24 protein-coding genes and 1 pseudogene are annotated in these 26,102 nt (G+C 73.2%); 13 read left to right on the top strand and 12 right to left on the bottom strand.

Features of this window, described 5'->3' with window-relative positions:
- Nucleotides 1-53: 53 nt before the first annotated feature.
- Entirely contained in the window at nt 54-818 is a 765-nt protein-coding gene (locus ACZ5CW_RS26890) for an XRE family transcriptional regulator (RefSeq protein WP_468605667.1), read from the top strand.
- A gap of 25 nt (nt 819-843) precedes the next feature.
- Here ACZ5CW_RS26890 and ACZ5CW_RS26885 read toward each other — a convergent pair whose 3' ends face one another.
- Nucleotides 844-1,701: a LysR family transcriptional regulator gene (locus ACZ5CW_RS26885; protein ID WP_468605665.1), complete on the bottom strand. Its 858-nt coding sequence runs from the start codon at nt 1,699-1,701 to the stop codon at nt 844-846.
- A gap of 152 nt (nt 1,702-1,853) precedes the next feature.
- On the opposite strand from ACZ5CW_RS26885, the gene ACZ5CW_RS26880 reads away from it, so the two are divergent.
- The 3 genes from ACZ5CW_RS26880 (at nt 1,854) to ACZ5CW_RS26870 (ending at nt 5,588) form a co-directional block, all read left to right on the top strand.
- Entirely contained in the window at nt 1,854-2,666 is an 813-nt protein-coding gene (locus tag ACZ5CW_RS26880) for an EamA family transporter (RefSeq protein ID WP_468605945.1), read from the top strand.
- Between the two features lie 875 nt (nt 2,667-3,541).
- Nucleotides 3,542-4,306 carry an IclR family transcriptional regulator gene (locus ACZ5CW_RS26875; protein WP_468605663.1) on the top strand — a complete coding sequence of 255 codons (765 nt, stop codon included), beginning with the start codon at nt 3,542-3,544 and terminating at the stop codon, nt 4,304-4,306.
- Nucleotides 4,307-4,403: 97 nt separating this feature from the next.
- Nucleotides 4,404-5,588 (top strand): PP2C family protein-serine/threonine phosphatase, encoded by a 1,185-nt coding sequence (locus ACZ5CW_RS26870; protein WP_468605661.1) that lies wholly within the window; start codon nt 4,404-4,406, stop codon nt 5,586-5,588.
- Between the two features lie 161 nt (nt 5,589-5,749).
- Here the strand turns inward: ACZ5CW_RS26870 and ACZ5CW_RS26865 are convergent, their stop codons facing one another.
- A complete protein-coding gene (locus ACZ5CW_RS26865; protein WP_468605659.1) occupies nt 5,750-6,181 on the bottom strand; it encodes an ATP-binding protein in 432 nt (143 codons plus the stop codon).
- 189 nt (nt 6,182-6,370) lie between these two features.
- Between ACZ5CW_RS26865 and ACZ5CW_RS26860 the strand changes: the two genes are divergently transcribed.
- Nucleotides 6,371-7,126 carry an IclR family transcriptional regulator gene (locus ACZ5CW_RS26860; protein WP_468605657.1) on the top strand — a complete coding sequence of 252 codons (756 nt, stop codon included), beginning with the start codon at nt 6,371-6,373 and terminating at the stop codon, nt 7,124-7,126.
- A gap of 44 nt (nt 7,127-7,170) precedes the next feature.
- Nucleotides 7,171-8,685, top strand: coding sequence for a glycerol kinase GlpK (glpK, locus tag ACZ5CW_RS26855; RefSeq protein WP_468605655.1), 1,515 nt, complete (start codon nt 7,171-7,173; stop codon nt 8,683-8,685).
- Between the two features lie 172 nt (nt 8,686-8,857).
- Here the strand turns inward: glpK and ACZ5CW_RS26850 are convergent, their stop codons facing one another.
- A complete protein-coding gene (locus tag ACZ5CW_RS26850) occupies nt 8,858-9,508 on the bottom strand; it encodes a TetR/AcrR family transcriptional regulator (protein ID WP_468605653.1) in 651 nt (216 codons plus the stop codon).
- Between the two features lie 241 nt (nt 9,509-9,749).
- Here ACZ5CW_RS26850 and ACZ5CW_RS26845 point away from each other — a divergent pair, with 241 nt between their 5' ends.
- The 3 genes from ACZ5CW_RS26845 to ACZ5CW_RS26835 all read left to right on the top strand — a co-directional run bounded on the left by ACZ5CW_RS26845 (nt 9,750) and on the right by ACZ5CW_RS26835 (nt 13,369).
- On the top strand, nt 9,750-11,222 hold the full coding sequence (locus ACZ5CW_RS26845) for an MFS transporter (protein WP_468605651.1): 1,473 nt from the start codon (nt 9,750-9,752) through the stop codon (nt 11,220-11,222).
- 204 nt (nt 11,223-11,426) lie between these two features.
- Nucleotides 11,427-12,404 carry an ATP-dependent DNA ligase gene (locus ACZ5CW_RS26840; RefSeq protein WP_468605943.1) on the top strand — a complete coding sequence of 326 codons (978 nt, stop codon included), beginning with the start codon at nt 11,427-11,429 and terminating at the stop codon, nt 12,402-12,404.
- Nucleotides 12,405-12,592: 188 nt separating this feature from the next.
- Nucleotides 12,593-13,369: an NPP1 family protein gene (locus ACZ5CW_RS26835; protein ID WP_468605649.1), complete on the top strand. Its 777-nt coding sequence runs from the start codon at nt 12,593-12,595 to the stop codon at nt 13,367-13,369.
- Between the two features lie 30 nt (nt 13,370-13,399).
- Here ACZ5CW_RS26835 and ACZ5CW_RS26830 read toward each other — a convergent pair whose 3' ends face one another.
- From ACZ5CW_RS26830 to ACZ5CW_RS26790, 9 genes and pseudogenes are all read right to left on the bottom strand, one after another.
- Nucleotides 13,400-14,014, bottom strand: a complete 615-nt coding sequence (locus ACZ5CW_RS26830) for a TetR/AcrR family transcriptional regulator (protein ID WP_468605647.1) — start codon at nt 14,012-14,014, stop codon at nt 13,400-13,402.
- A 47-nt stretch (nt 14,015-14,061) separates the two neighbouring features.
- The gene (locus ACZ5CW_RS26825; RefSeq protein WP_468605645.1) at nt 14,062-14,964 is read right to left on the bottom strand and encodes a 3-hydroxybutyryl-CoA dehydrogenase; all 903 of its coding nucleotides are present in this window, start codon (nt 14,962-14,964) and stop codon (nt 14,062-14,064) included.
- Between the two features lie 34 nt (nt 14,965-14,998).
- Entirely contained in the window at nt 14,999-16,171 is a 1,173-nt protein-coding gene (locus tag ACZ5CW_RS26820) for an acyl-CoA dehydrogenase family protein (RefSeq protein WP_468605643.1), read from the bottom strand.
- Between the two features lie 74 nt (nt 16,172-16,245).
- The gene (locus tag ACZ5CW_RS26815) at nt 16,246-17,418 is read right to left on the bottom strand and encodes an acyl-CoA dehydrogenase family protein (RefSeq protein ID WP_468605641.1); all 1,173 of its coding nucleotides are present in this window, start codon (nt 17,416-17,418) and stop codon (nt 16,246-16,248) included.
- Between the two features lie 40 nt (nt 17,419-17,458).
- Entirely contained in the window at nt 17,459-19,513 is a 2,055-nt protein-coding gene (locus ACZ5CW_RS26810; protein WP_468605639.1) for an acetate--CoA ligase family protein, read from the bottom strand.
- A gap of 1 nt (nt 19,514) precedes the next feature.
- Entirely contained in the window at nt 19,515-19,706 is a 192-nt protein-coding gene (locus tag ACZ5CW_RS26805) for a ferredoxin (protein WP_468605637.1), read from the bottom strand.
- Between the two features lie 57 nt (nt 19,707-19,763).
- Nucleotides 19,764-20,036, bottom strand: a complete 273-nt coding sequence (locus tag ACZ5CW_RS26800; protein WP_468605941.1) for an NADH-ubiquinone oxidoreductase-F iron-sulfur binding region domain-containing protein — start codon at nt 20,034-20,036, stop codon at nt 19,764-19,766.
- A gap of 434 nt (nt 20,037-20,470) precedes the next feature.
- A pseudogene (locus ACZ5CW_RS26795) lies at nt 20,471-21,037 on the bottom strand (NADH-ubiquinone oxidoreductase-F iron-sulfur binding region domain-containing protein); the annotation flags it as partial.
- Nucleotides 21,034-21,477 (bottom strand): hypothetical protein, encoded by a 444-nt coding sequence (locus ACZ5CW_RS26790; protein ID WP_468605635.1) that lies wholly within the window; start codon nt 21,475-21,477, stop codon nt 21,034-21,036. The gene ACZ5CW_RS26790 and the pseudogene ACZ5CW_RS26795, both read right to left, overlap by 4 nt.
- Before the next feature lie 356 nt (nt 21,478-21,833).
- On the opposite strand from ACZ5CW_RS26790, the gene ACZ5CW_RS26785 reads away from it, so the two are divergent.
- The 4 genes from ACZ5CW_RS26785 to ACZ5CW_RS26770 all read left to right on the top strand — a co-directional run bounded on the left by ACZ5CW_RS26785 (nt 21,834) and on the right by ACZ5CW_RS26770 (nt 26,099).
- Nucleotides 21,834-23,009, top strand: a complete 1,176-nt coding sequence (locus ACZ5CW_RS26785; RefSeq protein WP_468605633.1) for an aromatic ring-hydroxylating oxygenase subunit alpha — start codon at nt 21,834-21,836, stop codon at nt 23,007-23,009.
- A gap of 175 nt (nt 23,010-23,184) precedes the next feature.
- Nucleotides 23,185-24,312 carry a polyamine ABC transporter substrate-binding protein gene (locus ACZ5CW_RS26780; protein WP_468605631.1) on the top strand — a complete coding sequence of 376 codons (1,128 nt, stop codon included), beginning with the start codon at nt 23,185-23,187 and terminating at the stop codon, nt 24,310-24,312.
- A gap of 3 nt (nt 24,313-24,315) precedes the next feature.
- Nucleotides 24,316-25,215, top strand: coding sequence for an ABC transporter permease (locus tag ACZ5CW_RS26775; protein ID WP_468605629.1), 900 nt, complete (start codon nt 24,316-24,318; stop codon nt 25,213-25,215).
- On the top strand, nt 25,212-26,099 hold the full coding sequence (locus ACZ5CW_RS26770) for an ABC transporter permease (RefSeq protein WP_468605627.1): 888 nt from the start codon (nt 25,212-25,214) through the stop codon (nt 26,097-26,099). The genes ACZ5CW_RS26775 and ACZ5CW_RS26770 overlap by 4 nt, the downstream gene beginning before the upstream one ends.
- The last annotated feature ends 3 nt before the right edge of the window (nt 26,100-26,102 follow it).

The raw sequence follows: 26,102 nt of genomic DNA, 5'->3' as shown, positions 1-26,102 counted from the left end.
CCGGCAACAGGGGCGAAATGGCCTATAGCGGATCGGGAGTCGAGGAACGCACGATGCGGCACCCCCAAGGATCGACCGCGCCGGACGAGCCACTGACGGTGGGACTGCGCGAACTGAAGGACCGTACGGGGCTGAGCCTCGCGGCGCTGGCCGCGCGCACCCCGTACAGCAAGTCCGCCTGGCACCGCTATCTGTCCGGCGCCCACCGGCCGCCCCGGCCGGCGGTGGAGGCGCTGTGCCGTCTGGCCGGCGCGGACCCCGGTGCCGTACTGGCTCTGTGGGACGCCGCCGCCGCACGGCCGCGCCCGGAACCGTCCGAGGAGGCGCCGGTCCGGCACCGCGGGCGGGCCTGGCTTCCGCTGTCGGCGCTCGTGGTGTGCGGCGCGGCGGCGGCGCTCGCCGCCGCCTTCGCTCTGTCCGGGGGCCGGGGGGCGGTGCCCGCCGCGCGGACCCTGCCGACGGCCCCCCGCTGCCACGGGCACTCCTGCCAGGGCGTGTTGCCCGACGCCTCGGCATGCGCCCGGGACGCGCAGACCCGCAGCACGGTCACCGACCCGGCCTACGCCGTCCGGCTGCGCTACTCGCCGGCCTGCGGCACGGCCTGGTCCGAGGTGCGGACCCGTTCCCGGCGGGCCCGCGAGGTGTCGGTCCGGGCGGGCCAGGACGTGCTCTCGGCGAGTTACCCGGCCGACGACTCCGCCGGCGACAGCAGCCCGATGCTCTCGGTGTCCTCGCCCCGGGGCGTGGAGGCGTGCGCCGAGGTCGACGGGGAGCTGGCGTGTACGGGGCTGGACGTCGAGCCGGATGCCCGGCGATGAGACGGGCCTGCGCCGCACCCCTCTCTCACTCCGTGCGGTACAGCTCGATGAGCAGTTCACGGACGGAGCGGAGCACCGGGTGCGGGTCGTCGCGCCACCAGGCGAGCCGTACGGCGACGGGCTCGGCGTCCCGCACCGGCCGGTAGACGACCCCGGGCCTGCGGTACTGGTGCGCCGTGGACTCGGCCGTCACCCCGATCCCGCGTCCGGCGGCGATGGCGGTGAGCCAGTCGTCGACGTCGTGCGTCTCCTCGGTGGCAGGGCGGGCGTCCGGCGGCCACAGCTCGGGGGTGGCCGTACCGGTACGACGGTCCACGAGCAGGACACGGCCGGCGAGATCGACGAGCCGGACCGAACGGCGCCGGGCCAGCGGGTCGTCGGCGGCGAGGGCACACAGCCGCCGCTCCAGGCCGACGATGGCGGTGTCGAAGCGGCGGTCCTCCAGCGGCCGGCGGACGACGGCGAGATCGCAGGCGCCTTCCGCGAGACCGGCGGAGGGTGCGTTGACCCGCACCAGATGCAGGTCGGTGTCCCGGTGGGCCGCGCTCCAGCGCCGCTGGAAGGCGACCGTGTGCCGGCCGAGCGCCGACCACGCGTACCCGACGCGGAGCCGGGTGTACCCGGAGCCGGCTTCCCGGACCAGGTCGGACACGTCCGCGAGCACCCGGCGGGCCTGTGCCACCACGCGCAGTCCGGTCGCGGTGGGGGTCACCTCGCGGGAGGTGCGCCTGAGCAGCCGCACCCCCAGGGCGCGTTCGAGGGAGGCGAGGGCGCGGGAGACGGCGGCCTGGGAGACACCCAGGGCGATCGCCGCGTCCGTGAACGTGCCCTCGTCGACGATGGCCACGAGACAGCGCAGCTGCCGCAGATCGATGTCGTGCATACGCTGAGCGTATAGATCAAGTCCTCCATGCATTTTGCGCAAGAGGACGGGCGGCACATGATCCGGCCATGCGACGCGTTCTCCAACTCCCGGCCGCGGCCGGGCCCGTGGCCCCGACCGCACCCCCGCCGCGACGCGGGCGGGCGGCCGCAGTGGCCACCATGGTCGGCAGCGGGCTCTCCAACCAGACCGGCGCCGCCGTCGGGGCGCTGGCCTTCCCCGTCCTCGGTCCGCTCGGTGTGGTGGCGATACGGCAGTACGTCGCCGCACTCGTCCTGCTCGCCGTCGGCCGGCCGCGGCTGCGCGGCTTCACCTGGCGGCAGTGGTGGCCCGTAGTGCTGCTGGGCGGGGTGTTCGGCACGATGAACCTCAGCCTGTACAGCGCCGTCGACCGGATCGGCCTGGGCCTCGCCGTGACCCTGGAGTTCCTGGGACCGCTGACGATCGCGCTGGCCGCGTCGCGGCGCCGGCTGGACGCCGGATGCGCGGTGTTCGCCGGAGCCGGGGTCGTCGTCCTGATGCGGCCGCGCCCGTCGGCCGACTACACGGGGATGGCCCTCGGCCTGGTCGCCGCGTGCTGCTGGGCGTCGTACATCCTGCTCAATCGCCTTGTCGGGCAGCGCGTCCCGGGCGCGCAGGGAGCGGCGGCGGCGTCCGCCGTGTCGGCGCTGGCCTTCCTGCCCCTCGGCATCGGCGTCGCGCTGCGCCACCCGCCGACGGCCGGGGCGGTGCTGTGCGCGGTGGCCGCCGGTGTCCTGTCCTCCGCCGTGCCGTACCTGGCCGACCTGCTGACGCTGCGGCATGTCCCCGCCCAGGCGTTCGGCCTGTTCATGAGTGTCAACCCGGTCCTCGCCGCCCTGGTCGGACAGGTGGTGCTCGGCCAGAGCCTGGGCGGCGCCGAGTGGGCGGGCATCGGTGCGGTGGTGGCGGCCAACGCGGTGAGCCTCGCGACCGGACGCCACTGACGACGACCTGGCGGGCCATGGCGGTGGTGCCGGGCCTGTCGGTGGTGCCGGTGGTCGCCGTTGTGCCGGTGGTCCCGCGGTGCGGTAGGCCCGGCGGTGCGGTGTGCTGGGATGGCGGTCCGGCAGTGCAGTGGGCCCGACGGTGCGGTGGGCCGGGATGGCGGTCCGGTCGTCCGATGGTGCCGGTGGTCTCCGTCGTGCTGGTGGTCTTCGTCGTACAGGCAGTCTCCGTCGTGCCGGTGGGCCCGGCGGTCCAGTGGGCCGGGGTGGTCCGGCCGTCCGGTGGCGCCGCCGGTGTGAAGGTATCGGTCGGGACCGGTAGTCAGGCGGTCCGGGCGTCCCGGTCGTGCCGGGGCCAGGGGGCCGGGCGTCCCGGTCACCACGACGGACCCCCGACGCAGCCGCCGTTCCCGGCCCACCGCACCCGCGGGGCCACCGGCACCGCCGGGACGACCGGCCCACCAGCACGACCGGCAACCGGCGCCCCGGCCCAACGGCACCATCATCACCACCGGCACCCCCGACCCACCGGCCCACCGGCCCACCGGCACCACTCGCTCCCCGCACCCGACCCACCAGCCCCATCGACACAACAGGCACCACCAGCACAACAGGGCACCATCGACACAACAGGCACCACCAGCACAACGGGCACCATCGACCACGACCGGCACCACCAGCACCCCCGGCCCCCGGCACCACCGGCACCCCCCGGCCCAAGGGACCGCCGACACACCATCGGCCCATCGCACCGCTGCATGCCCCATGCCCCGGACCTACCGGCGTCTTCGTGGCTCCCGAGCGTGCCGTGGGGTCGGGCCCGGCGTGGCGATTCCGGTCTTGCCCGTGTCGGCGGCCCGGCGCACTCTGGTGCTATGGGCGCTCAGGACGGCCCCACCCTCATCACATCCGTGCAGCGGGCGTTCCGTCTGCTGGAGGCGGTGAGCGCGCACGAGAACGGCGCGCCGGCGAAACAGCTGGCGCGCGAGACGGGGCTGCCCCTGGCCACCGCGTACCACCTGCTGCGGACCCTGGTCCACGACGGCTACGTGCGGAAACTGGACGACGGCGGTTTCGTCCTGGGCGACAAACTGAACTCTCTGCACGCCGCCGGCGCCGGCCGCGCGCAGACGCTGCTCAGCCGCGTCCGTCCGGCGCTGACCGCGCTGCGGGACGAGCTGTCCACCGCCACCTACCTCACCTTCTACGAGGAGGGCGAGATCACGGTCGCCGAGATCGTGGACGGTCCCCGAACACCACGGGTGGATCTCTGGGTGGGGTTCGAGGACGCCGGACACGCCACCGCGCTGGGCAAGTCCGTGCTGCGCGAGCTGGACGAGGAGGCCCGCCGGGACTACCTGTCCAGGCACGACCTCGCCGATCTCACGCCACGGACGATCACCAGTCTTCCGGAGCTGCTCCGCAGGCTCGAGTCTCCCCCCTTGGCTCCGGCCGTCACGGACCTGGAGGAGTACGCGCTCGGCACCGTGTGCGTCGCCGTGCCCGTCTACCGCGGGGACACGCTCGGCTCGCTCGGCGTCTCCCTGCCCGTGGAGCGGCAGGCCCGGCTCCAGGAGGTCCGGGCCCGGCTGCTCCCGATCGCGAGCCGCGTGACCAGGAGTCTGTCGCTCACTATCTGAAATAGCTCTCCTTGTGGCTGCCTCGCCCACCCCGTTTGCTGGATGAAACGGACGTTCCGGGTATGCACCCCCTACAGGCGAGGACTGCGGACGAGACATGAGCCAGGCCCGACACCATGGCGGAGCCCACGCACCGATACGGCTGTTCAGGGACCGTGCGGCGGCCGGCGCCCGGGGCTCGGTGCGCGGACGTGCCGCCGGGCGGCTGGCCGCGGGCATGCCTCTGCTGCCCGTCGTGGTCGTCGCCGTCGTCGTACTCATCGACGTCGTCGCCGGGGCGGGACTGCCCTGGTTGCCGCTGCTGGCGGCCGGCCCCGCGCTGGCGGCCGCCACGAACGGGCCGCGCGGTGTGGTCTGCGTCGGCCTCCTCGCCGTGGCGATGGGCCTGGCGCTGGCCATCGGGCACGCGGCTCCCGCCCGCGAGCCGGCGGCCGTGGTCTCCGCCCTGCTGGCCGTCACCGCGGCGAGCTGCCTGGCCAGCGCGTTGCGTGGCCGTCGCGAACGGGTCCTCGCGGCCGTCCGCTCGGTCGCCGAGGCGGCCCAGCACGCCCTGCTCCAGCCCGTCCCCGAGACCGTCGGCTCGTTCCAGGTGGCCGTCCGCTACAGCGCCGCGGCGGCGGAGGCCCGGATCGGCGGAGATCTCTACGCCCTGGTGCCCACCCCGCACGGGATCAGGCTGATCGTAGGCGACGTGCGCGGCAAGGGGCTGCCCGCCGTGAGCACCGCCGCACTCGTGCTCGGGGTGTTCCGCGAGGCCGCCTACGACGAGCCCGACCTGCTCGCCGTCGTCGGCCGTATCGAGCGGAGCCTGGCGCGCAACCTCGGCCCCGACGACTTCGTCACCGCCGTGGTCGCCGGATGTCACCCCTCGGGTCATCTGGAGGTCGTCAACTGCGGACACGCGCCTCCGCTGCTGATATCCGCGTCCGGAGAGGTCGGTGCGGTGGAGCCCGTCCATCCCGCTCCGCCCCTCGGGCTGCGAGCCCTCTCGGGCCAGGCCCCACGCCTCCAGCGGCTGCCTTTCACGGTGGGAGACCAGTTGCTGCTCTACACCGACGGGGTCACCGAGGCCCGCGATCACGCGCGCGCGTTCTATCCGCTGGCCGACGGCGTGGCCCGTCATGTGTCCGACGAACCGGCCCGCACGCTCACCGCGCTCCATGACGAGCTGCTGGCCCATGTGGGCGGCCGGTTGCACGACGACGCCGCCCTGCTCCTGCTGCGGAAGAAGACCGCGGACGCGCCGCTCTGCGTGCCGTCCCGGTCGCAGGCCGCGCTCTAGGTGTGCTGTCCCGGGACGTCGGTGACACGCGTGCCGGGTGCTTTCCAGGGCCTGCCGTCACATTCCCGTCGCCGCCCGGAGGGCGGCCCCGCGGCGTCCGGTGCGTGCTCTCGGCGTGCCGGGCGGAAGGCGCTAGGCGGAAGGCGGAAGTCCTCGTACTGTCAGACCTGGACCGCGGCCAGCTCCGCCCACCGGGTGATCCCGCCGGGGTGGACGCGTATGCCGTGACGCGTGGCCAGGGCATGGACGATCGCCTCGCCGCGGCCGTGCTCGTCCGGGTCGATCCCGACGACGGGCCGGCCCATCGGAAGCGCGGGTCCCGCGTCGGTGACCTCGACGCGCAGGGTGCCGCCGGCGTCGCCCCTCACCCACGACAGCCGGAGCACGGCCGGAGGCCGGGCGTGGACGATCGCGTTGGTGACGAGTTCCGACACCACCAGCAGCGATTCCTCGGCGATCTCCGGACCCACGCTCCACTCGGCGAGGACCGCGGCCACTCGTCGCCGTACGGCCGAGACGGCGCCTGCGACGGGCGGAACCGGGCACACGTGTTCGCAGGCCGCCCGAAGCAGCGTGTTCAGCTGTGCCGCCATGTTCACTCCCGATCCGTGTGTACTGCCGGTCCCGCCGCCGATGTCCCGGCGCATACCTGACTCCCATGCACGTTATGAAGACAAATCGGGCCGGTCAATGAACAGCGGTCGGCATTACCGAACGCCCTCGAGACTGAGCGCCCCTCCGTCCGCGGGGCAAAGCCTCCGTGGCGGTAATAGGCTCGCTTCATGACCGGCCCAGTCCAGTCGATCGAACGGGCGGCGGCGATCCTGCGCCTGCTCGCCGGTGGGCCCCGGCGGCTCGGGCTCGGCGAGGTGGCGGCCTCGCTCGGGCTGGCGAAGGGCACCGCCCACGGCATTCTGCGCACGCTCCAGCACGTGGACTTCGTGGAGCAGGACGCGGCCACCGGGAAATACCAGCTCGGAGCCGCCCTGCTGCACCTCGGCACCAGCTACCTGGACGTCAACGAGTTGCGCTCGCGCTCCCTGAACTGGGCCGATGCCCTGGCCGCCCGGAGCGGGGAGGCGGTACGCCTGGGGACCCCCCTGGAGGGCAGCGTCCTCATCGTCCACCACGTGTTCCGGCCGGACGACACCTTCCAGACCCTGGACGTGGGCGCGCTGCTGCCCCTGCACGCCTCCTCGCTCGGCAAGGTACTGCTGGCCTACGGGACCGCGACCGCCGAGCCGGGCCTGGAGGCGTACACCCGGCACACCCTGGTCGATCCCGAGCAGCTCGCCCGGGCGCTCACCGAGATCAGGGAACTCGGGTGGGCCGCCGAGATCCAGGAGATGAGCATGGGCGAGGCCGGGCTCGCCGCGCCGATCCGCGGGCACGGCGGCCTCGTCGTCGGCGCCATCGGGCTGTCCGGACCGGTCGAACGGATCTGCGACGGCCACGGCCGCCCCCGCCACAGTCTGATCACCCTGATCCGTGAAGCCTCACGGGCGATCTCCAGAGACCTGGGAGCCGCCCGCTGGTAGGCCAGGACAGCCGCCCCTCGAATTGTCGGAAGGCAGACCCGATCATGGCCGAACGGTACGTAATGTCCATCGATCAGGGCACCAACTCGACCCGATGCATCCTGTTCGACCACCGTGGGCGGCTGGTCTCGGTCGCGCAGAAGGAGCACCAGCAGCACTTCCCCAAGCCCGGATGGGTCGAACACGACGCCATGCAGATCTGGCAGAACCTACGACGTGTCGTGCCCGAGGCCCTGTCCGACGCCGGCGTCGACACGAGTCAGGTCGCCGCCATCGGCCTGGCCAACCAGCGTGAGACGACGGTGCTCTGGGACCGGCGGACCGGCACCCCGCTGAGCCGGGCGATCGTCTGGCAGGACACCCGCACCGCGCCGCTCGTCGAGGACCTCGGACAGCACCCCGGAGAGGCGTTCTTCCTGGAACGGTGCGCGCTGCCGCCCTCGACCTACTTCTCGGCCCTGCGGATCCGGTGGCTGTTCGACCATGTCAAGGGTGTCGAGCAGCGGGCGCACGACGGCGAGGTGCTGTTCGGCACGATGGAGAGCTGGCTGATCTGGAACCTCACCGGGGGCGCCGACGGCGGCCTGCACATCACCGACGCCACCAACGCCAGCCGCACGATGCTGATGAACATCCGCACGCTCGCCTGGGACGACGAGCTGCTGGCCTTCTTCGGGGTGCCCCGTTCGATGCTGCCCGAGATCAGGTCGTCCGCCGAGACGTACGGCGAGGCCCGCTCGTTGCTGCCGGGTGTCTCGATCACCGCCGCGCTCGGCGACCAGCAGGCCGCGCTCTTCGGGCAGACCTGCTTCTCCCCGGGCGAGGCCAAGTGCACCTACGGAACGGGCAGCTTTCTGCTGCTCAACACCGGCAGCGACCTCGTGCGGTCCCGGCACGGACTCCTCACGACCGTCGCGTACAAGATCGGGGACCAGCAGCCGGCCTATGCCCTCGAAGGGTCGATAGCCATCACCGGCGCCCTCGTCCAGTGGTTCCGTGACCGCCTGGGCCTGATCAGCAGCGCTCCGGAGATCGAGACCCTCGCGCGGACGGTGGAGGACAACGGGGGCTGCTACATCGTCCCCGCCTTCTCGGGGCTGTTCGCGCCCCGCTGGCGCAGCGACGCACGCGGGGTCATCGTCGGCCTCACCTCGTACATCACCAAGGGGCATCTGGCGCGTGCCGTCCTGGAGGCGACGGGATGGCAGACGCGAGAGGTCGTCGACGCCATGAACGCCGACTCCTCGGTCTCCCTGCAGCAGCTCAAGGTGGACGGGGGCATGACCGCGGACAACCTGCTCATGCAGTTCGTGGCCGACGTGCTCGACGTGCCCGTGGTGCGGCCCATGGTCGCCGAGACGGTCTCCCTCGGCGCCGCCTACGCGGCCGGTCTCGCCGCCGGCTACTGGCCCGATCTGGAGGTGCTGCGCCGCAACTGGCACCGGGCCGCCCAGTGGCTGCCCGACATGGACCCCGCGCTGCGGGAGTCGGAGTACGACAACTGGCAGCGGGCCGTCGAACGGTCCCTGGGGTGGGCCAGATCGCCCCGGTCCCCGTGAGCCGGCTCCCGCCGCGGAGCCATCGGCAACCGGCCGGCCCGGGCGCGGTGAAGCCGCCGCGCCCGGCCCACGGGGCATACGGCGACAACCGGCCGCCGATCCCCCTGGAACCGCCCGGAACCGCCCGCATCGGCGTGTTCAACGGCCTGGCCGCCTCGGCGACGCGGGCGTGTCAGCGGGTGGGGCTGACCGGTGCCAGCCACAGGCCGACGACGGCGTCGGCGAGCCCCGTGGCGACCTCGCTCCAGGTGGCGCGCGGGGTCGGCGTGCCCTCGGCGAGGGCGCGTTCCCGCTCGGCGCAGGTGTGCAGGATCAGCAGCCGGACCATCTGACCGCGTTCGGCGCGGACCGCGGGCGGCAGTTCCGGAAGGGTGCGGTTGAGCCCCTCGACGGCCCCGCGCAGCGCGGGCGAGGCCATGGACTCCTCCACCATGATGTCGTGCAGTGCCGGGTCGGTCATCACCTGGGCGCAGAACCGGGCGTACCAGGTGGGGCTGCCGAGCGCGGCCAGGTGCTCGGTGACCGGGCGTACCAGGCAGTCGACCCAGTCGCGTACGTCCGTGGAGTCACCGGCCGCCGCGAGGGCCCGTTCCCGGAGCGCCTCGATGCGTTCGGCGTGCCGACGGGCGACCGCGCGGACCAGGTCGGCCTTGGTGCCGAAGTGATAGCCGACCGCGGCGTTGTTGCCCTGCCCGGCGGCCTCGCTGACCTGACGGTTGGAGACGGCGTACACGCCGTGTTCGGCGAACAGCCGTTCCGCCGCGGTCAGGATCGCCCCCCGCGTCGCGCTCACCTGCTCGGCCCGCGCCGTCCTGCGCGCCATGCTCACCACCGCTCCGGGACTGCGCACCGCCCCGGGGCGCCAGTCCCGCGCACCGCCCCAGGTCCTCGACCGGGGCGGCGAGGTCCAGCCATGGAAGCCTACGGGGCGCGCCCGCCCGCTTCTGACAGGCCCCGCGAGAGCCGCCCCGCCGCCTCGCTAAAGTAAGTCAAGCAGTTGACTTAAACACGGCCGGTTCCCGGCCGGTCCGCCCCTCCCGCCCTCTTCGGAAGGTTCCGTTCTCATGTCCGACGCCCCCGCCAGGCCCGCCGAGGCCGGCCGGTCCGCTCCGTCCCGGCCGGGTGCCGTGGTCGCGGTGCTGGCCCTGGCCGGTATCACCGTGTCGCTGATGCAGACCCTGGTGATCCCGATCGTCCCGGAGCTGCCCGGCTATCTGCACGCCTCCGCCTCCGATGCCGCCTGGGCGGTCACGGCCACGCTGCTGGCCGCCGCCGTCGCCACCCCGGTGGCCGGCCGGCTCGGCGACATGTTCGGCAAGCGGCGGCTGCTGCTGGTCAGCCTGGTGCTGCTGGTGACGGGTTCGGTGGTCTGCGCCCTCAGCGACCAGCTGATCCCGATGATCGTCGGCCGTGCGCTCCAGGGTCTCGCCGCCGCCGTGGTCCCGCTCGGCATCAGCATCATGCGCGACGAGTTGCCACCGGAGAAGCTGGCCGGCTCCACCGCGCTGATGAGCGCCTCGCTCGGCGTCGGCGGCGCCCTCGGCCTGCCGGCCGCGGCCCTCATCGCCGACCACTTCGACTGGCACGTGCTGTTCTGGACCTCCGCGAGCGTCGGCGTCGTCGCCTTCGGGCTCGTGCTGGGCCTGGTACCGGAGTCCGGCGTGCGCACCGGCGGCCGCTTCGACCTCGTCGGATCGCTCGGCATGGCCGTCGGGCTCGTCTCGCTGCTGCTCGCCGTCTCCAAGGGCGCCGACTGGGGCTGGGGCAGCGGCACCACCCTCGGCCTGTTCGCACTCGCGGTCGTCGTCCTGCCGGCCTGGGGCCTGTTCGAACTGCGGACGGCGCAGCCGCTGGTCGACCTGCGCACCACGGCCCGCCGTCAGGTGCTCTTCACCAACCTGGCCTCCATCGCGTTCGGCTTCTCCATGTTCGCGATGTCGCTGGTCCTGCCGCAGCTGCTCCAGCTGCCGACACAGACCGGCTACGGCCTCGGCCGGTCCATGCTCACCGTGGGCCTGGTCATGGCCCCGCAGGGCCTGGTGATGATGGCCACGGCCCCGGTCTCCGCCATGATCACCAGGTCACGGGGGCCGAAGATCACGCTGATGATCGGCGCGGTGATCGTGGCGGCCGGCTACGGGCTGAACATCGTGCTGATGAGCGAGGTCTGGCACCTGGTCCTGGTGTCCTGCGTCATCGGCGCGGGCGTCGGCTTCGCCTACGGCGCCATGCCCGCCCTGATCATGAGCGCCGTCCCGCCGTCGGAGACGGCGGCCGCCAACAGCCTCAACACGCTGATGCGGTCCATCGGCACCTCGGTGGCCAGCGCGGTCACGGGCGTGCTCCTGGCGCAGATGACGATCAGCCTCGGCGGTCACGCGCTGCCGTCGGAGAACGGCTTCAAGGTCGTCATGGCGATCGGTGCGGGCGCGGCCCTGCTCGCCTTCCTGCTGGCCTCCTTCCTCCCCCGCCACCGCCCGGCCGGCCCGGCGCCGGCCCCGGCGGCCGCCGAGCCGTCGGCGGAGACGGTCGCCTGAACGGGCCTGCCTCGGCCGCGCCCGGCGCTGTGCGGCGGACCTCGCCGGGCACCGGCCGGGCGCGCGTCCGCGCGGCGCACCCGGCCGGCGACTCTCGGTGTCCGCCCCGCCGGCCGTCGCTCGCGGCAGGCCCGTTCAGGCGAACCGGCACCCCGGGGCGCGTGAGGTCACCGGGAGCGGTCGAGACCTTCAGCCGTGACCGCCGTGACCCTGCCGCTCATCCCGCCGATGCTCGCCACCCCCGGCAGGCTGCCGCCCGCCGCCCAGGACGAACGGTGGGCGTACGAGACCAAGCAGGACGGCCAGCGGGTGATGGTCTACCTGCCGGGCGACGGCAGCGTGCTGCTGCGCGCCCGCTCGGGCGAGGACATCACCGCGGCCTACCCCGAACTCCGGCCCCTGGGCGGCGCCCTGAGCGGCACGCCCGCCGTCCTGGACGGTGAGGTGCTGGCCCTGGACGAGCGGGGCCGGGCCGACTTCCAGCTGCTGCAGAGCCGTATGGGCCTCGCGCACTCCCCGGCGCGAGCCGCGCGCCGGGCCGGCCAGGTTCCGGTGCACCTGGTGCTGTTCGACGTGCCGCTCCTGGGCGGACCCCTGATCCGGCTGCCGTACGCGCGACGACGGGCCCGGCTGCAGGAGCTGGGCCTGGCCGGGCCGCACTGGTCGACGCCGGGCGCCGTGACCGGGCACGGCGCCGAGGCGCTCGCGGCCACCAGGGAGCACGGTCTGGAGGGCCTGGTGTGCAAGCGCCTGGACTCGGTGTACGAACCCGGGGTGCGCTCCCGCGCCTGGATCAAGATCCGGAACATGCGGGCCGAGGACGTGATCGTCGGCGGCTGGCTGCCCGGCAAGGGGCGGCTGACCGGGCTGCCGGGCGCCGTACTGGTCGGCCAGCGGGCGGAGGGCAGGCTGCGGTACGTCGGCGGGGTGGGCACCGGCTGGAGCGAGGCGGAGCGGACGGAGCTGGCGGAGCTGCTGCGGGCCGCCGGGAGCAGCCGGTGCCCCTTCGAGCCGGTGCCGCGGATCCCGGACGCCCGCTGGGTGCTGCCCCGGCTGGTGGGCGAGGTCAGCTACAGCACCCGTACCCGGGCCGGGCTGCTGCGCCAGCCGTCCTGGCTGCGCCTGCGTCCGGACCTCACCCCTGAGGAGTCGGCGGCGGATCTGCCGGAGGGCTCGGAGTAGCCCGGACTCACATGAGGCATGACCGACCGCCCTGACGCGCCGATGAATTCGCACCGGCACGCACAACCGACGCAGGTCGCCACAGGTGTTCGGCCGCGCTTCACTCCTGTGACCCCTGTGACCCTTGGCAGCGACGCGTACAGCCGGGATGCTGAACTCCCTTGCGCCCCACCGCTGTTGGAGGTTCGATGTCCCCACTCGCCGCACGCGTCCGGCGCGGCAGATGGCCGGCCGTACTGGCCGGTGCCGCCGCACTCGTCATCGCCTTCCCCACCGCCGCCTTCGCCGCCCCTCCCCTGGCGCTGCCGCGGAACGCCGAGTCCGCCGAACTGACGTACCAGCCGGCCTTCGACTACGACACGGACGGCTGCTACGCGACGCCCGCCATCGGCCCCGACGGCACCGTCAACGAAGGTCTGAAGCCGACGGGCGCCCTGAACGGCAACTGCCGCGACGCCTCCGACCTGGACAACACCAACAGCTACTCGCGCGCCAAGTGCAACAACGGCTGGTGCGCCTACCTGTACGGCCTGTACTTCGAGAAGGACCAGGCGGTGGCGGGCAGCAGCATCGGCGGGCACCGGCACGACTGGGAGCACGTGGCGGTGTGGGTGCAGGACGGGCAGGTCCGGTACGTGTCGACGTCCAACCACGGTTCGTTCACCGTGCACCCGGTCTCCGAGGTCCGCTTCGAGGGCACGCACCCGAAGGTCGTGTACCACAAGGACGGCATCGGCACGCACTGCTTCCGGCTGGCCAACTCGGGAGACGAGCCGCCGGAGAACCACAAGCACACCTGGCAGTACCCGCCCCTGGTCGGCTGGAACGGCTATCCGGCGGGCGTGCGCGAGAAGTTGAGCGCCTATGACTTCGGCAGCGCCCACTTCGGCCTGAAGGACGACAGCTTCGCCTCCCATCTCGCTTCCGCGAAGCCGTCCGGGATCCCGTTCGACCCCAACGCCTGAGCCGGTGTCCCGGGGGCGGCCGGCCGGGGATCACCCGGCCGGCAGAGCCTCCGGCAGGCCGAGCGCCGCCGCGACGTGACGCCAGATGGCGGTGAGCGCCGTGTCCAGGGTGACGGTGGGGTCGAGCAGCATCAGGCGGATGCCGTAGCCGTCGCTGAGGGACAGCACGAGGGTGCTGAGATCGTCCACGTCGGTCGGGGTGAACTCGCCCGAGGCGATGCCGCGGCGCACCGCGCCGGCCACCCACTCGTGCAGCTGGGCGTACAGGTCGACGGCGAAGGCACGGGTCGTCTCGTCGCGCAGCGCCCGCACCCACAGCTCCTGCCACAGCCGCCAGTCCTGGTGCAGTTCGGGGTCGGTCGGCAGCAGGTTGCGCAGGATGCGGGCGAGGACGACCGCCGCCGGCACGGTGTCCGCGTCACGTTCGGCGTCCAGGGCGGTGTGGGCGAAGGAGTGGGTCATCGCCTCGGTGAACAGCTTCTCGCGCGTGTCGAAGTGGTAGTGCAGCAGCGCGGTGGACACCCCGGCCCGCTCGGCGACCATGCGCATCCGGATCTTCTCGAAGCCGATCTCTGCGATGACCTCGCATGCCGCGGTCAGGATGCGCTCGCGCGTCTCCGCCGTGCTGCGCACCTTGGTCGACACCCTGCGGCTCCCCTCGTTCGGTGGTCGTACGCCAGAACCATCTTCCCTCACGACCGCTCCCCCGGTGCGGCCGTCCCGCTGTGCGGCCCGGCCGGGTACGTGTGGAACCCGCGCCCGGACTTGCGCCCCAGCAGGCCCGCCTCCACCATGCGGGACAACAGCGGCGGTGGCGAGTACAGCGGCTCGCGGAACTCGGCGTACAGCGACTCGGCGATGGCCCGCGTGGTGTCCAGGCCGATCAGGTCCGTCAGGGCCAGCGGGCCGAGGGGGTGCGCGCAGCCGAGGACCATGCCCCGGTCGATGTCCTCGACGCTCGCGCCGCCCGCCTCGACCATGCGGACGGCGGCCAGCAGATAGGGCACGAGGAGGGCGTTGACGATGAACCCGGCCCGGTCCCGGGTGCGCACGACCTCCTTGCCGAGCCTGCCGGTCACGAAGGTCTCGGCCCGTGTCACGGTGTCGGCCGCGGTGAGCAGGGACGGGACGAGTTCGACCAGCGGCAGGACCGGTACGGGGTTGAAGAAGTGCACACCGACGACGCGTTCGGGGCGGCCGGTCGCGGCGGCGAGCCGGATGACCGGGATGGAGGAGGTGTTGGTCGCCAGCAGGGCGTGGTCGTCGGTGAGGACGGCGTCGAGGCGGGTGAAGACGTCGGCCTTGAGGCGCTCGTCCTCCGCCACGGCCTCGATGACCAGGTCACGGTCGTGCAGTGCCTCGATCTGGTCGGTCACGGTGATCAGGCCGGATGCGGCCTCGCGTCGCTCGTCGGGGAGTCTGCCGTGTGCGGCGGCCCGGTCGAGCGAGCGGGCGATGCGCAGGCGGCCGGCCCGGGCCGCCCGCGCGTCGCGTTCGACCACGGTCACCGGCAGGCCGGCCCGCGCACAGACCTCGGCGATGCCCGCGCCCATCAGGCCGCAGCCGACGACTCCGACGCGTTCGATGTCGGTCATCCGAGCGTCCCTTCGATCTGTGTCGGCCGGCGGGTCAGGCGGTGGGCAGGTCGAGGACTCCGGCGCCGCGCCGGACGAGTTCGCCCGCGATGATCAGCCGCTGGATCTCCGAGGTGCCCTCCCAGATGCGGTCCACGCGCAGCTCGCGGTAGAGCCGTTCGACGGCGTACGAGCGGTCGTAGCCGCGGCCGCCGTGGATCTGCAGGCACCGGTCGATCACCCGTCCCGAGGCCTCGCTCGCCGAGAGCTTGGCGATGGCCGCCTTGGCGTGCAGCCGCTTGCGGTCCGCGGCCGTGGCCTGGTCGATCTCCCAGGCGACCTGGTGGGTGTAGGCGCGGTTGACGGCGATGTCGACGGCGCAGTCCGCGAGCATCCCCTGGATCAGCTGGTACGAGGAGATGGGCGCCCCGAACTGCTCGCGCTCCACCGCCCAGTCCCGGGCGAGTTCAAGGGCTCGCTCGGCCGCGCCGGTGGTCCGGGCCGCGATCATCAGCCTTTCCTCGGTGAACCAGGAGCGGGTGATGTCGTAGCCCTCGCCGATGCCGCCGAGCACGGCGTCCTCGTCGACCTGGACGTCGGTGAAGGTGAACTCGGGGTGCTCGTAGACGAAGGTGTGCATGAAGCGGGGTATGCGCGTCATCTCGACGCCCGGCGTGTCCTTGTCGACGAGGAACAGGGTCGGGGCGCGTTCGGGGCCGGCCGCCGCCAGGACGATCAGGAAGTCGGCGTGGTCGCCGACGGTGACGAACCACTTCTCGCCGTCGAGGATCCAGCCCCGGTCGTTCTTGGTGGCGGTGGTGGCCAGATTCTGCGGGTCGGAACCGGCGCCGGGCTCGGTGACGGCGTAGCAGTCCCGCCGCTCGCCCCGGATCACGGGGACCAGGAAGCGTTCGCGCTGCTCGGGGGTGCAGAACCGCAGCGCGTTGGCGGGCCGCCACACCATGTCCCACAGGGCACCCGTGAGGCGTCCGAGTTGTTCCTGGACCGTGACCTGTTCGGCGATGGTGAGGCCGGCGCCGCCCCATTCGGCCGGCATGTTGACGGCCTGGAGTCCCGAGTCGAGGACGGCGTCCCGGATCCTCGTGTGGGCCTCGGCGGGCAGGCCGTTGTTCTCCTCGCACTCCAGCTCGTAGGCGGCGATGAGGTCGGTGAGGGCACGCGCGTCGGCCTTGAGGCGTACCTGGCGCGGGGTGAGGCGGAAGTCCATGGAAGTCCTCGCTGTGAAGGTGATGGGGGTGCGACGGGCTCGTACGGGGGCAGGACGTGGCGGGTGGTACGAGGTCAGGGCGTGGGCAGTGCCAGGGCGCGGGTGCCGCGTTTGATCAGCTCGTTGGCGATGATCAGCCGCTGGATCTCGGAGGTGCCCTCCCAGATCCGGTCGACGCGCAGCTCGCGGTACATGCGCTCGACGGGGTGGCCGCGCTCGTAGCCGCGACCGCCGAAGATCTGCAGACAGCGGTCGGCGACCCGGCCGGCGGCCTCGCTGGCTGCGAGCTTGGCGGTGGAGGCCTTGGCGTGCAGCGTCTTGCGGTCGGTGTGCGGCTGGTCGGCCTCCCAGGCGACCTGGTGGGTGTAGGCGCGGTTGACGGCGATGTCGACGGCGCAGTCCGCGAGCATCCCCTGGATCAGCTGGTACGAGGCGATCGGCGCCCCGAACTGCTCGCGCTCCACCGCCCAGTCCCGGGCCAGCTGCAGGCAGCGCTCGGCCGCGCCGACCGTGCGCGCCGCGATCATCAGGCGCTCGTCGGTGAACCACTCCTTGGTCAGCTCGTAGCCGTTGCCGACGCCGCCGAGCACGTCCTCGTCGGCGACGAGGACGTCGGTGAAGGTGAACTCGGGGTGCCCGTTGACCGCGGAGTGCATGAAGCGGGGCAGCCGGGTCAGCTCGACGCCGGGCGCGGCCTTGTCGACGAAGAAGAGCGTGGGCAGCCGCTCGGGGCCGGCGTCCGCCTGCACCAGCAGGAAGTCGGCAACGTCGCCGCAGGTGACGAACCATTTCTCGCCGTTCAGCAGCCAGCCGCCGTCGATCCGGGTGGCCGTGGAGGTGCCGGAGGACGGGTCGGATCCGGCGCCGGGCTCGGTGACGGCGAACGCGTCGAACTTCTCGCCGCGGATCACGGGCAGCAGGTACGTCTCGCGTTGCCGCTCGTCGCCGTGGGCCAGGACGTTGGCGGGCCGCCAGGGGATGTCCCACAGACAGTTGGTGACCTTGCCGAACTCCTCCTCGACGATGACCTGGTCGAGCAGGCTCAGCCCGGCACCGCCCCACTCGGCGGGCATGTTGATGGCGTAGACACCGGCGTCCATGGCGGCCCGGGTCAGTTCGTCGACGAGGTGCCGGGGCAGGGGTCCGCCGGCCTGCTCGGACTGGTCCTCGTACCGCATCAGCAGCCGGGCGTAGTCGGCGGCACGGCGCTTGAGGTCGGCCTGCTCGCGGGTGTAGCGCATGTCCATGGGGGCCTCTTCGGTCGGGGAACGGCGGGTGGGGGTCCGGTCAGGCGAGTACGGCGCGGGAGTCCAGGGCGAGGACCCCGTGGGGCCGTACGAGAAGGGGGTTGACCTCGATCTCGGCGATCTCGGGGTGGGCGGCGGCGAAGGCGGTGATCGTCTCGACGGCGGCCGCGGCCGCGGCGATGTCGACGGGCGGCCTGCCGCGCACACCGTCCAGCAGGGTGGCGGTGCGCAGGCCGCGCAGCAGGCTCTCGGCGCGTTCGGCGGGCACGGGGGCCAGGGAGAAGGCGACGTCGTGCAGTGCCTCGGCCAGGACTCCGCCCAGGCCCACCATGGCCACCGGCCCGAACCGCGGGTCGCGGTTGACGCCGACGATCAGCTCGATGCCGTCGGAGAGGTCCGCCATGGCCTCCACGGAGTAGGAGGGGGCGTCGAGCCGGGCGTGCATCTCCCGGAAGGCGGCGAGCAGTTCGCCGGGGCCGGCCAGGTTCAGTGCCACGCCGCCCGCGTCGGACTTGTGCAGCAGGTGCAGGGCCTTGAGGACGTAGGGGCCGGGGAACTCCCCGGCGACGGCGACCAGTTCGGTCTCGTCGTGGATCTCGCGGGCGGCGGGGAAGGCCAGTCCGGCCGCTTCGAGGGCCGTCCGGATCTCCAGGTAGCCGCTCTCCCGGATCGGTGACGCGGGCGGGGGGAGGGGGGTGACGCCGGTGTGCGGGGTGCCGGGTGCCGTGGCGGCGAGGGCGCGGGCGGCGTCCTCGGTGGCGGCGAAGACCGGGATGCCGGCCTCGGCGAGGGTGCGGCAGCTGGGCGACTCGGGGTACATGGACTGCACCACGAGCGGTTTCGCGGTGGCACGGTGGTGTGCCGCCATGCGGCGGGCGGCCGCCCGTTCGCCGTCCGCGAGCGCCGTACCCCCGCCGCCGAGCCCGCCCTCGGCGGCCGCGTAGCCGCCGAAGTAGCCGGTCATCAGGACGGCGTCGGCCTCCTCGGCGGCCAGCAGCGCGGCGACGGTCTCCGCGTACGAGCCGGGGTCCTGTTCGCCCATGCCGGCGAGGTCGACCGGGTTGGCGACGGCCGACTGCTCCCACAGGGCCGCGCGCAGGCGCTGCCGGGTCGGCTCCCGCAGTTCGGGCACGGTCAGGCCGGCCGCCTCGGCGCAGTCGGCGGCGACGACCCCGTGGCCGCCGCCGTCCGTGAGCACGGCGACCGCCCGGCCCGCCGCCCGTCGTGGGCCGTGCAGCGCGGCCAGCACGACGGTGAGTTCGCGGGGTGTGCCGACCAGGTGCACACCGGCGTCGCGGCAGGCCGCGGTCACCACGTCGGCCGACGTGGTCAGCGCGCCGGTGTGCGACTGGGCGCTGCGCGCGGAGGCGTCGCCGCGTCCGGCGGTCAGCAGCACCACGGGTTTCCCGGCGTCGGCGGCGGCCTCGGCGAAGGCGCGGCCGTCGGCGAAGTCCTCCGCGTAGACCGCGATCGCACGGGTGCCCTCGTGCCGGGCGCAGTCGGCGAGCAGGTCGACGAGGGTGACGTCGGCCTGGTTGCCGAGGGAGACGAAGCGGGAGAAGCCGAGGCCGTGCGGGCCGAAGCGGAGCTGGAGCTCGAGGGCGAGGTTGCCGCTCTGGCTGAGCAGTGCGATGCCGCCGGGGGTGAAGGTGTCGGAGGCCAGGAAGAGGTCGGTGGTGTTGTCGGCGATCCCGAGGCAGTTGGGCCCGACCATCACGGCGCCGGCGGCGCGCACCCGCTCGGCGACGGCGTGCTGGCGTGCCCGGCCCGCGTCGCCGGTCTCGGCGAAGCCGGCGGTGATGGCGACGATCGCCCGGGCCCCGCACGCGAGGGCCTCGTCGACGGCGTCCTCGAAGCCGGCGGCGGGCACGGAGATCACCGCCAGGTCGACGCTCTCGCCGATCGCGGTCAGGCTGGGGGCGGCAGTGCGTCCGAGCACCGTGCCGCCGCGCCGGTTGACCAGGTGGAGGGGACGGCGGCCGTTCGCGCGGACGGCCTGCGCGGCGATGGCGTGGCCGTACTTGGCGGGGTCGTCACTGGCTCCGACGACGGCCACGGACAGGGGGTCGAAGAGCGCCGAGAGATCGCGTCCCATGTCACTTCACCAGCCGCAGGGCGGTGTTGGGGCAGGCGGTGACGGCGGCAGCGGCGGCTTCCTCGCCGTCCTGCGGGACGTCGGTCACGCGCACCCGCGCGTAGCCCCATTCGTCGAGGTCGATCAGCTCGGGCGCGGGTTCCTGGCACAGGCCGTAGCCCTGGCAGCGGGTGGAGTCCAGCAGGAGTTTCATGGTGCGGTCCTTTCGGTGCGGCGGGGGTGAGGGTGCGCGAGGTGGCCGGGAGGCGGGTCAGGGCACCGGCACCGTGAACCGGCGCCCGTCCTCGGGTGCCGTGCCCGCGCAGGCGGGGCAGCCGGAGCGGCGGTGGCCGTCGACGCGGTCGGGGAAGTGGGCGAGCAGGCTGCCGGCGATGCGGGCTGCGGCGTCCAGCAGCCCGCAGGCCCCGCGCCCGGGCAGCTGCCGCGACCAGCGGTGCAGCTGGTCGGACGTGTCGCTGCCCGCCTCGCCGCGGGCGACCGTGGCGAGGGTGCGGGCCAGCGCCCCGGTGCCGGAGACGCACACCCCGCACTGCCGGGCGCCTGCGCGGCCAGGTAGGCGACGGCCTCGGCGGCCACGGCGACCGGGCAGTCCTCCGGGTGCAGGAAGTGCAGCGCCCCGCAGCCGAGGGCCCCGCCGGCCGCGCTCAGGCGGTCGTGGTCGAGGGGCAGGTCCGTCCAGCCCGCTCGGTGCAGTCCGCCGAACAGGCCGCCCAGCAGCACGGACTCCGCTGTGCCGTGCCCGCACAGGTCGGCGAGGGCCTTCAGACGGGTCCCGGCGGGCACCTCGGCCAGCGCTGCCCCGGTCGCGGCGGCCGTACCCGCGCGGCTCGTGCCCGAGAGGGTCACCAGGTGTGCCCCGGCGACGGCGGCCGCGGCCTCGGGACGCGCGTGCATCAACGCGATGCGGGCGAGGGTCTCCACGTTGGCCACGAGGGTGGGCGCGCCGCCGACGCCCCTTTCGAAGGGGCGTGGAGGCTTCGACGCGGGCAGCGCCGGACCGCCGTCGATGCGGCGTACGACCGCGGTCTCCTCGCCCGCGACGTAGGTGTGCTCCGTCCGTACGACGTCGGTGCGCGGCCCGGCGGGACGCTCGGCGAGCGCCCGGCGTACGGCCCGTTCGGCGGGGGCGTCGGAGAGGTACACGCAGCCGTGTGCGGCGCCGGTCATGGCCGCGACCAGCCGGAGACCGTCCAGGACCATGTGGGGCCGGTGGCGCAGCAGCCAGCGGTCCTTCACGGAGCCCGGTTCGCCCTCCTCGCCGTTGGCGACGACGACGGGCCGGCCCGGGGCGGAGCGGACGGCCCGCAGCTTGACGGCGGCGGGAAAGCCGGCCCCGCCGCGGCCGCGCAGTCCCGCGGCGGCGATCCGGTCGAGCAACCGGTCCGGCGCGGGCAGCGGTGCGTAACCGCCCGCGGCCAGGTAGCGGGGGGCGTCCTCGCCGCCACCGGGCAGCCGGGCGGCGCGGAGCAGCGGGTCGAGGAGGCCGGGCCGTCCGTCGGGGAGGAGGGAGAAGACGCCGGTCATGCGGTGCTCCTGGGCTCGGAGTGTCCGAAGGGGTGTGCGGTGCCGGGAGCAGGTGTGCCGTCGCCGGATCGCAGGCGTGCCAGGGCGCGTTCCAGGTTTCGCCGCTGGGTGGCGGTGCGGGCGTAGCCGGTGCCGGGCAGGCCGATCAGCATGCGGTGGTGGTCGAGGACGACCTCGCCGGCCAGCAGGGCCGGGCGGGGATCGGCGGTCGCGGGTCCCGCCGCGGCGGCCACGACCAGGTCGGTGACCTCGCGGAGGTAGCGCAGCCAGCCGCGTCGGGTGCCGCGCAGCACCAGCCGCTCGACGCGGTGCCGCTCGGCGGCGACGAGGGCCGGTGGCGGGGGGTCTTTCGTGGCCCGCAGGGCGGCCACCGCTGCGGGCAGCTCCTGCTCGGGCTCCGGGGTGAGGCCGAGCCAGACCAGACTTCGGCGAGCGCTCATGCGTGCCTCCGGGGGCGCGCCGTTCCGGGGTTTCGGGGAACGGGGTGGCGCGGCGATGGTGGGTGAGAAGGTGCTCCGGTGCCCGTCGCGGGGGGGGAGCGGGGCGGCGGACAGGGGCCGCGGAATCTCGGGACGCGCCCGGGCAGCCCTCTGCTGGAGCCGACGCGTCCGACCTGCCATCAGACTAACTAACTAATTAGTCAGCCCACAAGTCTTGACTTGCCGCGAGGTCGGCTTCACTCTGACTAACCAATTAGTCAGCCGGGACGCCGTGGCTCTCACCCGTGGCACCAGCCCGCCGTCCCGCCCGCAGCCTCACCGCCCATCGCCGTCGCCGCGGCGCGGAGGAGGACCCCATGCATCCCTCGACCACCCGGGCGGACACCGCGTCCGCCGCCCCGCCGGCGGCGCCCCCGGAAGACCCCGGGGAAGCGCTGCCCGCGCGCTACTACACCGATCCGGCCCTCGCCGAGGCCGAGACCGAGCGCATCTTCGCCCGGTCCTGGCAGCTCGTCTGCCACGAATCCGACCTCCCCGGGCCGGGCGCCCGGCTGACCGCCACGGTCGCCGGGCGGGAAGTCCTGGTCGTGCGCACCGAGGACGGCGGCCTCGCCGCCCATCTCAACGCCTGCCGCCACCGCGGCACCCGCCTGGTCACCGCCCCGGAACCCTCGGGCAAGGCGATCCGCTGCCCGTACCACGGCTGGACCTACAAGCTGGACGGACGGCTCGTCGGCGCTCCCGAGGCACGCCGGATCCCCTGCCTGGACAAGCCCCGGCTCGGGCTGCACCCCGTCAACGTCGAGTCGTTCCTCGGGTTCGTCTTCGTCAACCTCCACCTCGAGGCGGCACCCCTCGCCGAGACCTGCGCCCAACTCGCCGACGCCGTCGGCCGCTACGCCGGACCCGGTCTCGTACCGGTCGGAAGGCACCGCATCCACGACCTCGCCGGCGGGGAGGAGCAGCACGCCAACTGGAAGGTGATCGTCGACAACTACCTCGAGGGCTACCACGTCCCCGTCGCCCACCCCGCGCTGATGCGCCTGCTGGACTACCAGGCGTACACGGTGGACGTGCAGGAGAACTACGTCCTGTTCGAGTCGCCGCTGCGCGACAAGCCGTCCTCGAACTGGACCGAGCGGCTCTACCAGCGCCTCGCCACCCCCATGCCGGGGCTGACCGAGGCCGACCGGCGGGTGTGGCGGTACGCCGTGATCTATCCGAACACGCTCATCGACTTCTACCCTGACCACGTGCTCGCGTGGACCGCGCTCCCCACCGCCCAGGACCGGGCGGCGATCCCCGGCGCCTTCTACACCCGGCACGGCGAGGGCCTGCGCACCCGGCTGGCCCGGCGGCTGAACATCCACATCGGCTGGGTCACCAACGACGAGGACGCCGAGCTGGTGGAGCGGGTCCAGGCCGGCCTGTCCACGCCGGGCTTCGAGCCGGGTCCGCTCTCCAGCCGCGAGGCCGCCGTCGGCTGGTTCGCCCGCCGGGTCCGGGACGACCTGGCTCAGGACGCCCGGTGACGCCCGCCGGACCGCACCCCAGCCCCGTGTCCCTCCCGTCGGGCTTACCCCTCCCCCGCTGACCCGCGTTCGCACCCTCCCCAGACCGGTCTTCGCTACGGCGTCAGGGCCCGTAGCGAGCCGACCAGCCGGTCCGCCCTGGACTTGTGCCGTTCCTCGACGGAGAGGACGCTCCATGTCCCCCGATCTGTCCGCCCCACCGGGCCGCCGCGCCGTGCTCCGGGCCGGCGCCTGCGGCCTGCTGGGCACCGCGACCGCCGGCTGCGGTTTCATGCCAGCGAAGAAACCCGACGCCAGGGCCCTCGCGCCCGTCCGGCCCCGCGTCGACGGCGATCTCGTCTACTTCAACTGGGCCGACTTCGTCGACCCCTCCGTGTTCAAGGGATTCGAGAAGGAGTACGGCGTCCGGGTCGTCCAGTCGAACTTCGACTCCATGGAGGGCATGGTCGCCAAACTGAACGCCGGCAACCGCTACGACATCGTCTTCCCCACCGCCAAATGGGCCCAGCGCCTGGTCCGCGGCGGCCGGCTGCGCCGCATCGACCACAGCCGGCTCGCCCACGGGCACGCCGTGTTCGGTACGTACGCCTACTTCGCCGACCCCTGGTACGACCCCGGTTCCGCGCACACCGTCCCCTTCACCGCCTACAAGACCGGCATCGGCTGGCGCCGCGACCGGATCGGGGAACTGACCGGTTCCTGGCGGGACCTGTGGAACGACCGGGCCCGGGGCAAGGTCTTCCTGCTGGACGACCGCGACGAGGTCCTCGGCATGGGCGCCCTGGCACTCGGCCTCGACGTCAGCACCGGCGACCCCCACGACCTGGACCGCATCACCTCCCTGCTGGGCACCCTCCGCCCGCGGCTGCGCGGCTTCTCCAGTGACAGCTACAACAACCTTCTCAACGGCAACGCGGTCATGACCCAGGCCTGGAGCGGCGACATGGCCGCCATGCTCAACCAGGCCAAGGACCCCTCCGTCTTCGGCTTCCAGGCCCCCAAGGAGGGCACGCCGATCAACTCCGACTGCTACGCCATCCCCTGGAACGCCCCGCACCCCGGCACCGCGATGCTCTTCATCGACTACATGCTCCGGCCGGAGAACGTGAAGAAGAACATCGAGTACATCGGCTATCCGATGCCGGTGGCCGGGTCCGAGAAGGTCTATGCCGACCTCGTCGAGCCCTTCCCCGAGTGCCTGGTCACCGAGGCCGACCTCGAGGCCGACCTGTTCTTCCGCAACGGCGGCCGCGCGGCGGAGGACGCCCGCGACACCGCCTGGACCCATGTGAAGGCGGGCTGAGCCATGGCGCTGCTCCGCCACTCCTCGCGCACCCGGCCGCGCGGTACGGACAGCGACGGCAACCGCATGTGGGCGTGGTTCATGCTGCCCGGCACCCTGTGGATGACCGGGTTCCTGATCGCCTCACTGGTGCTCGTCGCCGTCCTCGCCGTCGGTACCACCGACGAACTCGGCAACCCGCGCTTCGGCTTCGACCTCGCCTGCATCCGCGCCCTCGCCGACCCCGCCTACACCGAGGTCCTGGCCCGCTCCCTCGGCTACGCCCTGCTGACCTGCGTCGTCTGCCTGCTGATCGCCTACCCGGTGGCGTACACCATCGCCCTGTACGGCGGCCGGTACAAGAACGCGCTGATCGCCGCGATCGTGGTGCCGTTCTTCGCCAACTACCTGGTCCGCATGTACGGCTGGTCGGTGGTCCTCTCCGACGACGGGCCCGTGCTGCGCGCGCTGCGTGCGATCGGCCTGGCCGACGGCGACACGAAGATCCTCAACACCGGCTTCGGCGTGATCGCCGGACTCGTCTACGGCTTCGTCGTCTTCATGATCATCCCCTTGTACGCGGCCCTGGAGCGGCTGGACGTCTCCCTCATCGAGGCCGGCCGCGACCTGTACGGCGGCCCGGTGCGGACCTTCCTCTTCGTCACCCTGCCCGCCACCCGGCAGGGCGCGGCGGCCGGACTGGTCCTGGTGTTCCTGCCCGCCATGGGCGACTTCGTCAGCGCGCAGCTCATGGGAGGCCCGGACCAGATCATGATCGGCAACCTCATCCAGGACAAGTTCTTCCAGGGCCAGAACTGGCCGCTCGGCTCGGCGCTCACCATGCTGCTGATGGGGGTGCTGCTGGTCGGGATGTTCGGCTACCTGCGGCGCACCCGCAAGGACGAGGCGGAGGCCCGCCGATGACCCGGCCGCGTCTGCCCTCGGCCGCCGCCCCCGCCCCCGACCGGCCCGCCGTACGCTCCCGCTCGCGGCGCGGCCGGGCCGACCGCAAGCCCCGCGTCCTCATAGCCGTCACCGCCCTCTTCTTCGCGCTGCTCTACCTGCCCATCGCCGTCGTCGCGCTGTTCTCCTTCAACTCCAAGAAGTCCCTGACCGTCTTCGGCGGGTTCAGCCTGCGCTGGTACCGGGCCTTCGCCCATGACGACGTGCTCCTCTCCTCGCTCGGCACCAGCCTGCGCATCTCCCTGGTGGCGATGGCGGGTTCCGTCCTGCTGGGCGTGGCCCTCGCGCTCGGACTGGTGCGCTGCCGGACCCGGCTCGGCTCGCTCGCGGGCCTCGTCATGCTCGTGCCGCTGATCACCCCGGAGATCGTCACCGGCGTCGCGTCGATGCTGCTCTTCAAGGGCCTGGGCGTGGCCCTGTCCACGGTCACGGTGACGCTGTCGGAGATCACCTTCTCCATCTCCTACGTCACCGTCATCCTCCGCTCCCGGGTCGCGGCGCTGAACCCCGAGGTGGAGGAGGCCGCGATGGATCTGGGCGCCACCCGCTGGCAGGCGGTCCGCCTGGTCACCCTGCCGGCCCTGCTGCCCGCCGTGCTCGCCAGTGCCGTGCTGGTCTTCGCGCTCGTCTTCGACGACTTCGTGCTCGCCTACTTCACCACCGGCGTGGACCCCCAGCCGCTGTCGGTGCGGATCTACTCCGCGATCCGCTTCGGGGTGCAGCCCACCATCAACGCCGTCGGCACCCTGATGCTCGCCGGCTCCGTCTGCCTGATCGCCCTGGCGCTGTTCATCCCGCGCCTCTTCGGCCGCCGCGGCGGCCTCGACATCCTCTCCGGAGAGTGACTT

This window comes from Streptomyces sp. NPDC031379 (assembly GCF_055569615.1).
Note: the sequence above shows the minus strand (reverse complement) of the source record. Positions and strands in the feature narration are given on the sequence as shown.

Excerpts from the sequence above, each read along its gene's own strand:
- ACZ5CW_RS26785 (WP_468605633.1), top strand. The coding sequence starts at position 21,834 with ATGCATCCCTCGACCACCCGGGCGGACACCGCGTCCGCCGCCCCGCCG.
- ACZ5CW_RS26820 (WP_468605643.1), bottom strand. The coding sequence starts at position 16,171 with ATGGACTTCCGCCTCACCCCGCGCCAGGTACGCCTCAAGGCCGACGCG.
- ACZ5CW_RS26805 (WP_468605637.1), bottom strand. The coding sequence starts at position 19,706 with ATGAAACTCCTGCTGGACTCCACCCGCTGCCAGGGCTACGGCCTGTGC.
- ACZ5CW_RS26845 (WP_468605651.1), top strand. The coding sequence starts at position 9,750 with ATGTCCGACGCCCCCGCCAGGCCCGCCGAGGCCGGCCGGTCCGCTCCG.
- ACZ5CW_RS26850 (WP_468605653.1), bottom strand. The coding sequence starts at position 9,508 with ATGGCGCGCAGGACGGCGCGGGCCGAGCAGGTGAGCGCGACGCGGGGG.
- ACZ5CW_RS26865 (WP_468605659.1), bottom strand. The coding sequence starts at position 6,181 with ATGGCGGCACAGCTGAACACGCTGCTTCGGGCGGCCTGCGAACACGTG.
- ACZ5CW_RS26790 (WP_468605635.1), bottom strand. The coding sequence starts at position 21,477 with ATGAGCGCTCGCCGAAGTCTGGTCTGGCTCGGCCTCACCCCGGAGCCC.
- ACZ5CW_RS26770 (WP_468605627.1), top strand. The coding sequence starts at position 25,212 with ATGACCCGGCCGCGTCTGCCCTCGGCCGCCGCCCCCGCCCCCGACCGG.
- ACZ5CW_RS26780 (WP_468605631.1), top strand. The coding sequence starts at position 23,185 with ATGTCCCCCGATCTGTCCGCCCCACCGGGCCGCCGCGCCGTGCTCCGG.
- ACZ5CW_RS26775 (WP_468605629.1), top strand. The coding sequence starts at position 24,316 with ATGGCGCTGCTCCGCCACTCCTCGCGCACCCGGCCGCGCGGTACGGAC.
- ACZ5CW_RS26860 (WP_468605657.1), top strand. The coding sequence starts at position 6,371 with ATGACCGGCCCAGTCCAGTCGATCGAACGGGCGGCGGCGATCCTGCGC.
- ACZ5CW_RS26870 (WP_468605661.1), top strand. The coding sequence starts at position 4,404 with ATGAGCCAGGCCCGACACCATGGCGGAGCCCACGCACCGATACGGCTG.
- ACZ5CW_RS26875 (WP_468605663.1), top strand. The coding sequence starts at position 3,542 with ATGGGCGCTCAGGACGGCCCCACCCTCATCACATCCGTGCAGCGGGCG.
- ACZ5CW_RS26835 (WP_468605649.1), top strand. The coding sequence starts at position 12,593 with ATGTCCCCACTCGCCGCACGCGTCCGGCGCGGCAGATGGCCGGCCGTA.
- ACZ5CW_RS26810 (WP_468605639.1), bottom strand. The coding sequence starts at position 19,513 with ATGGGACGCGATCTCTCGGCGCTCTTCGACCCCCTGTCCGTGGCCGTC.
- glpK (WP_468605655.1), top strand. The coding sequence starts at position 7,171 with ATGGCCGAACGGTACGTAATGTCCATCGATCAGGGCACCAACTCGACC.
- ACZ5CW_RS26890 (WP_468605667.1), top strand. The coding sequence starts at position 54 with ATGCGGCACCCCCAAGGATCGACCGCGCCGGACGAGCCACTGACGGTG.
- ACZ5CW_RS26825 (WP_468605645.1), bottom strand. The coding sequence starts at position 14,964 with ATGACCGACATCGAACGCGTCGGAGTCGTCGGCTGCGGCCTGATGGGC.
- ACZ5CW_RS26815 (WP_468605641.1), bottom strand. The coding sequence starts at position 17,418 with ATGGACATGCGCTACACCCGCGAGCAGGCCGACCTCAAGCGCCGTGCC.
- ACZ5CW_RS26885 (WP_468605665.1), bottom strand. The coding sequence starts at position 1,701 with ATGCACGACATCGATCTGCGGCAGCTGCGCTGTCTCGTGGCCATCGTC.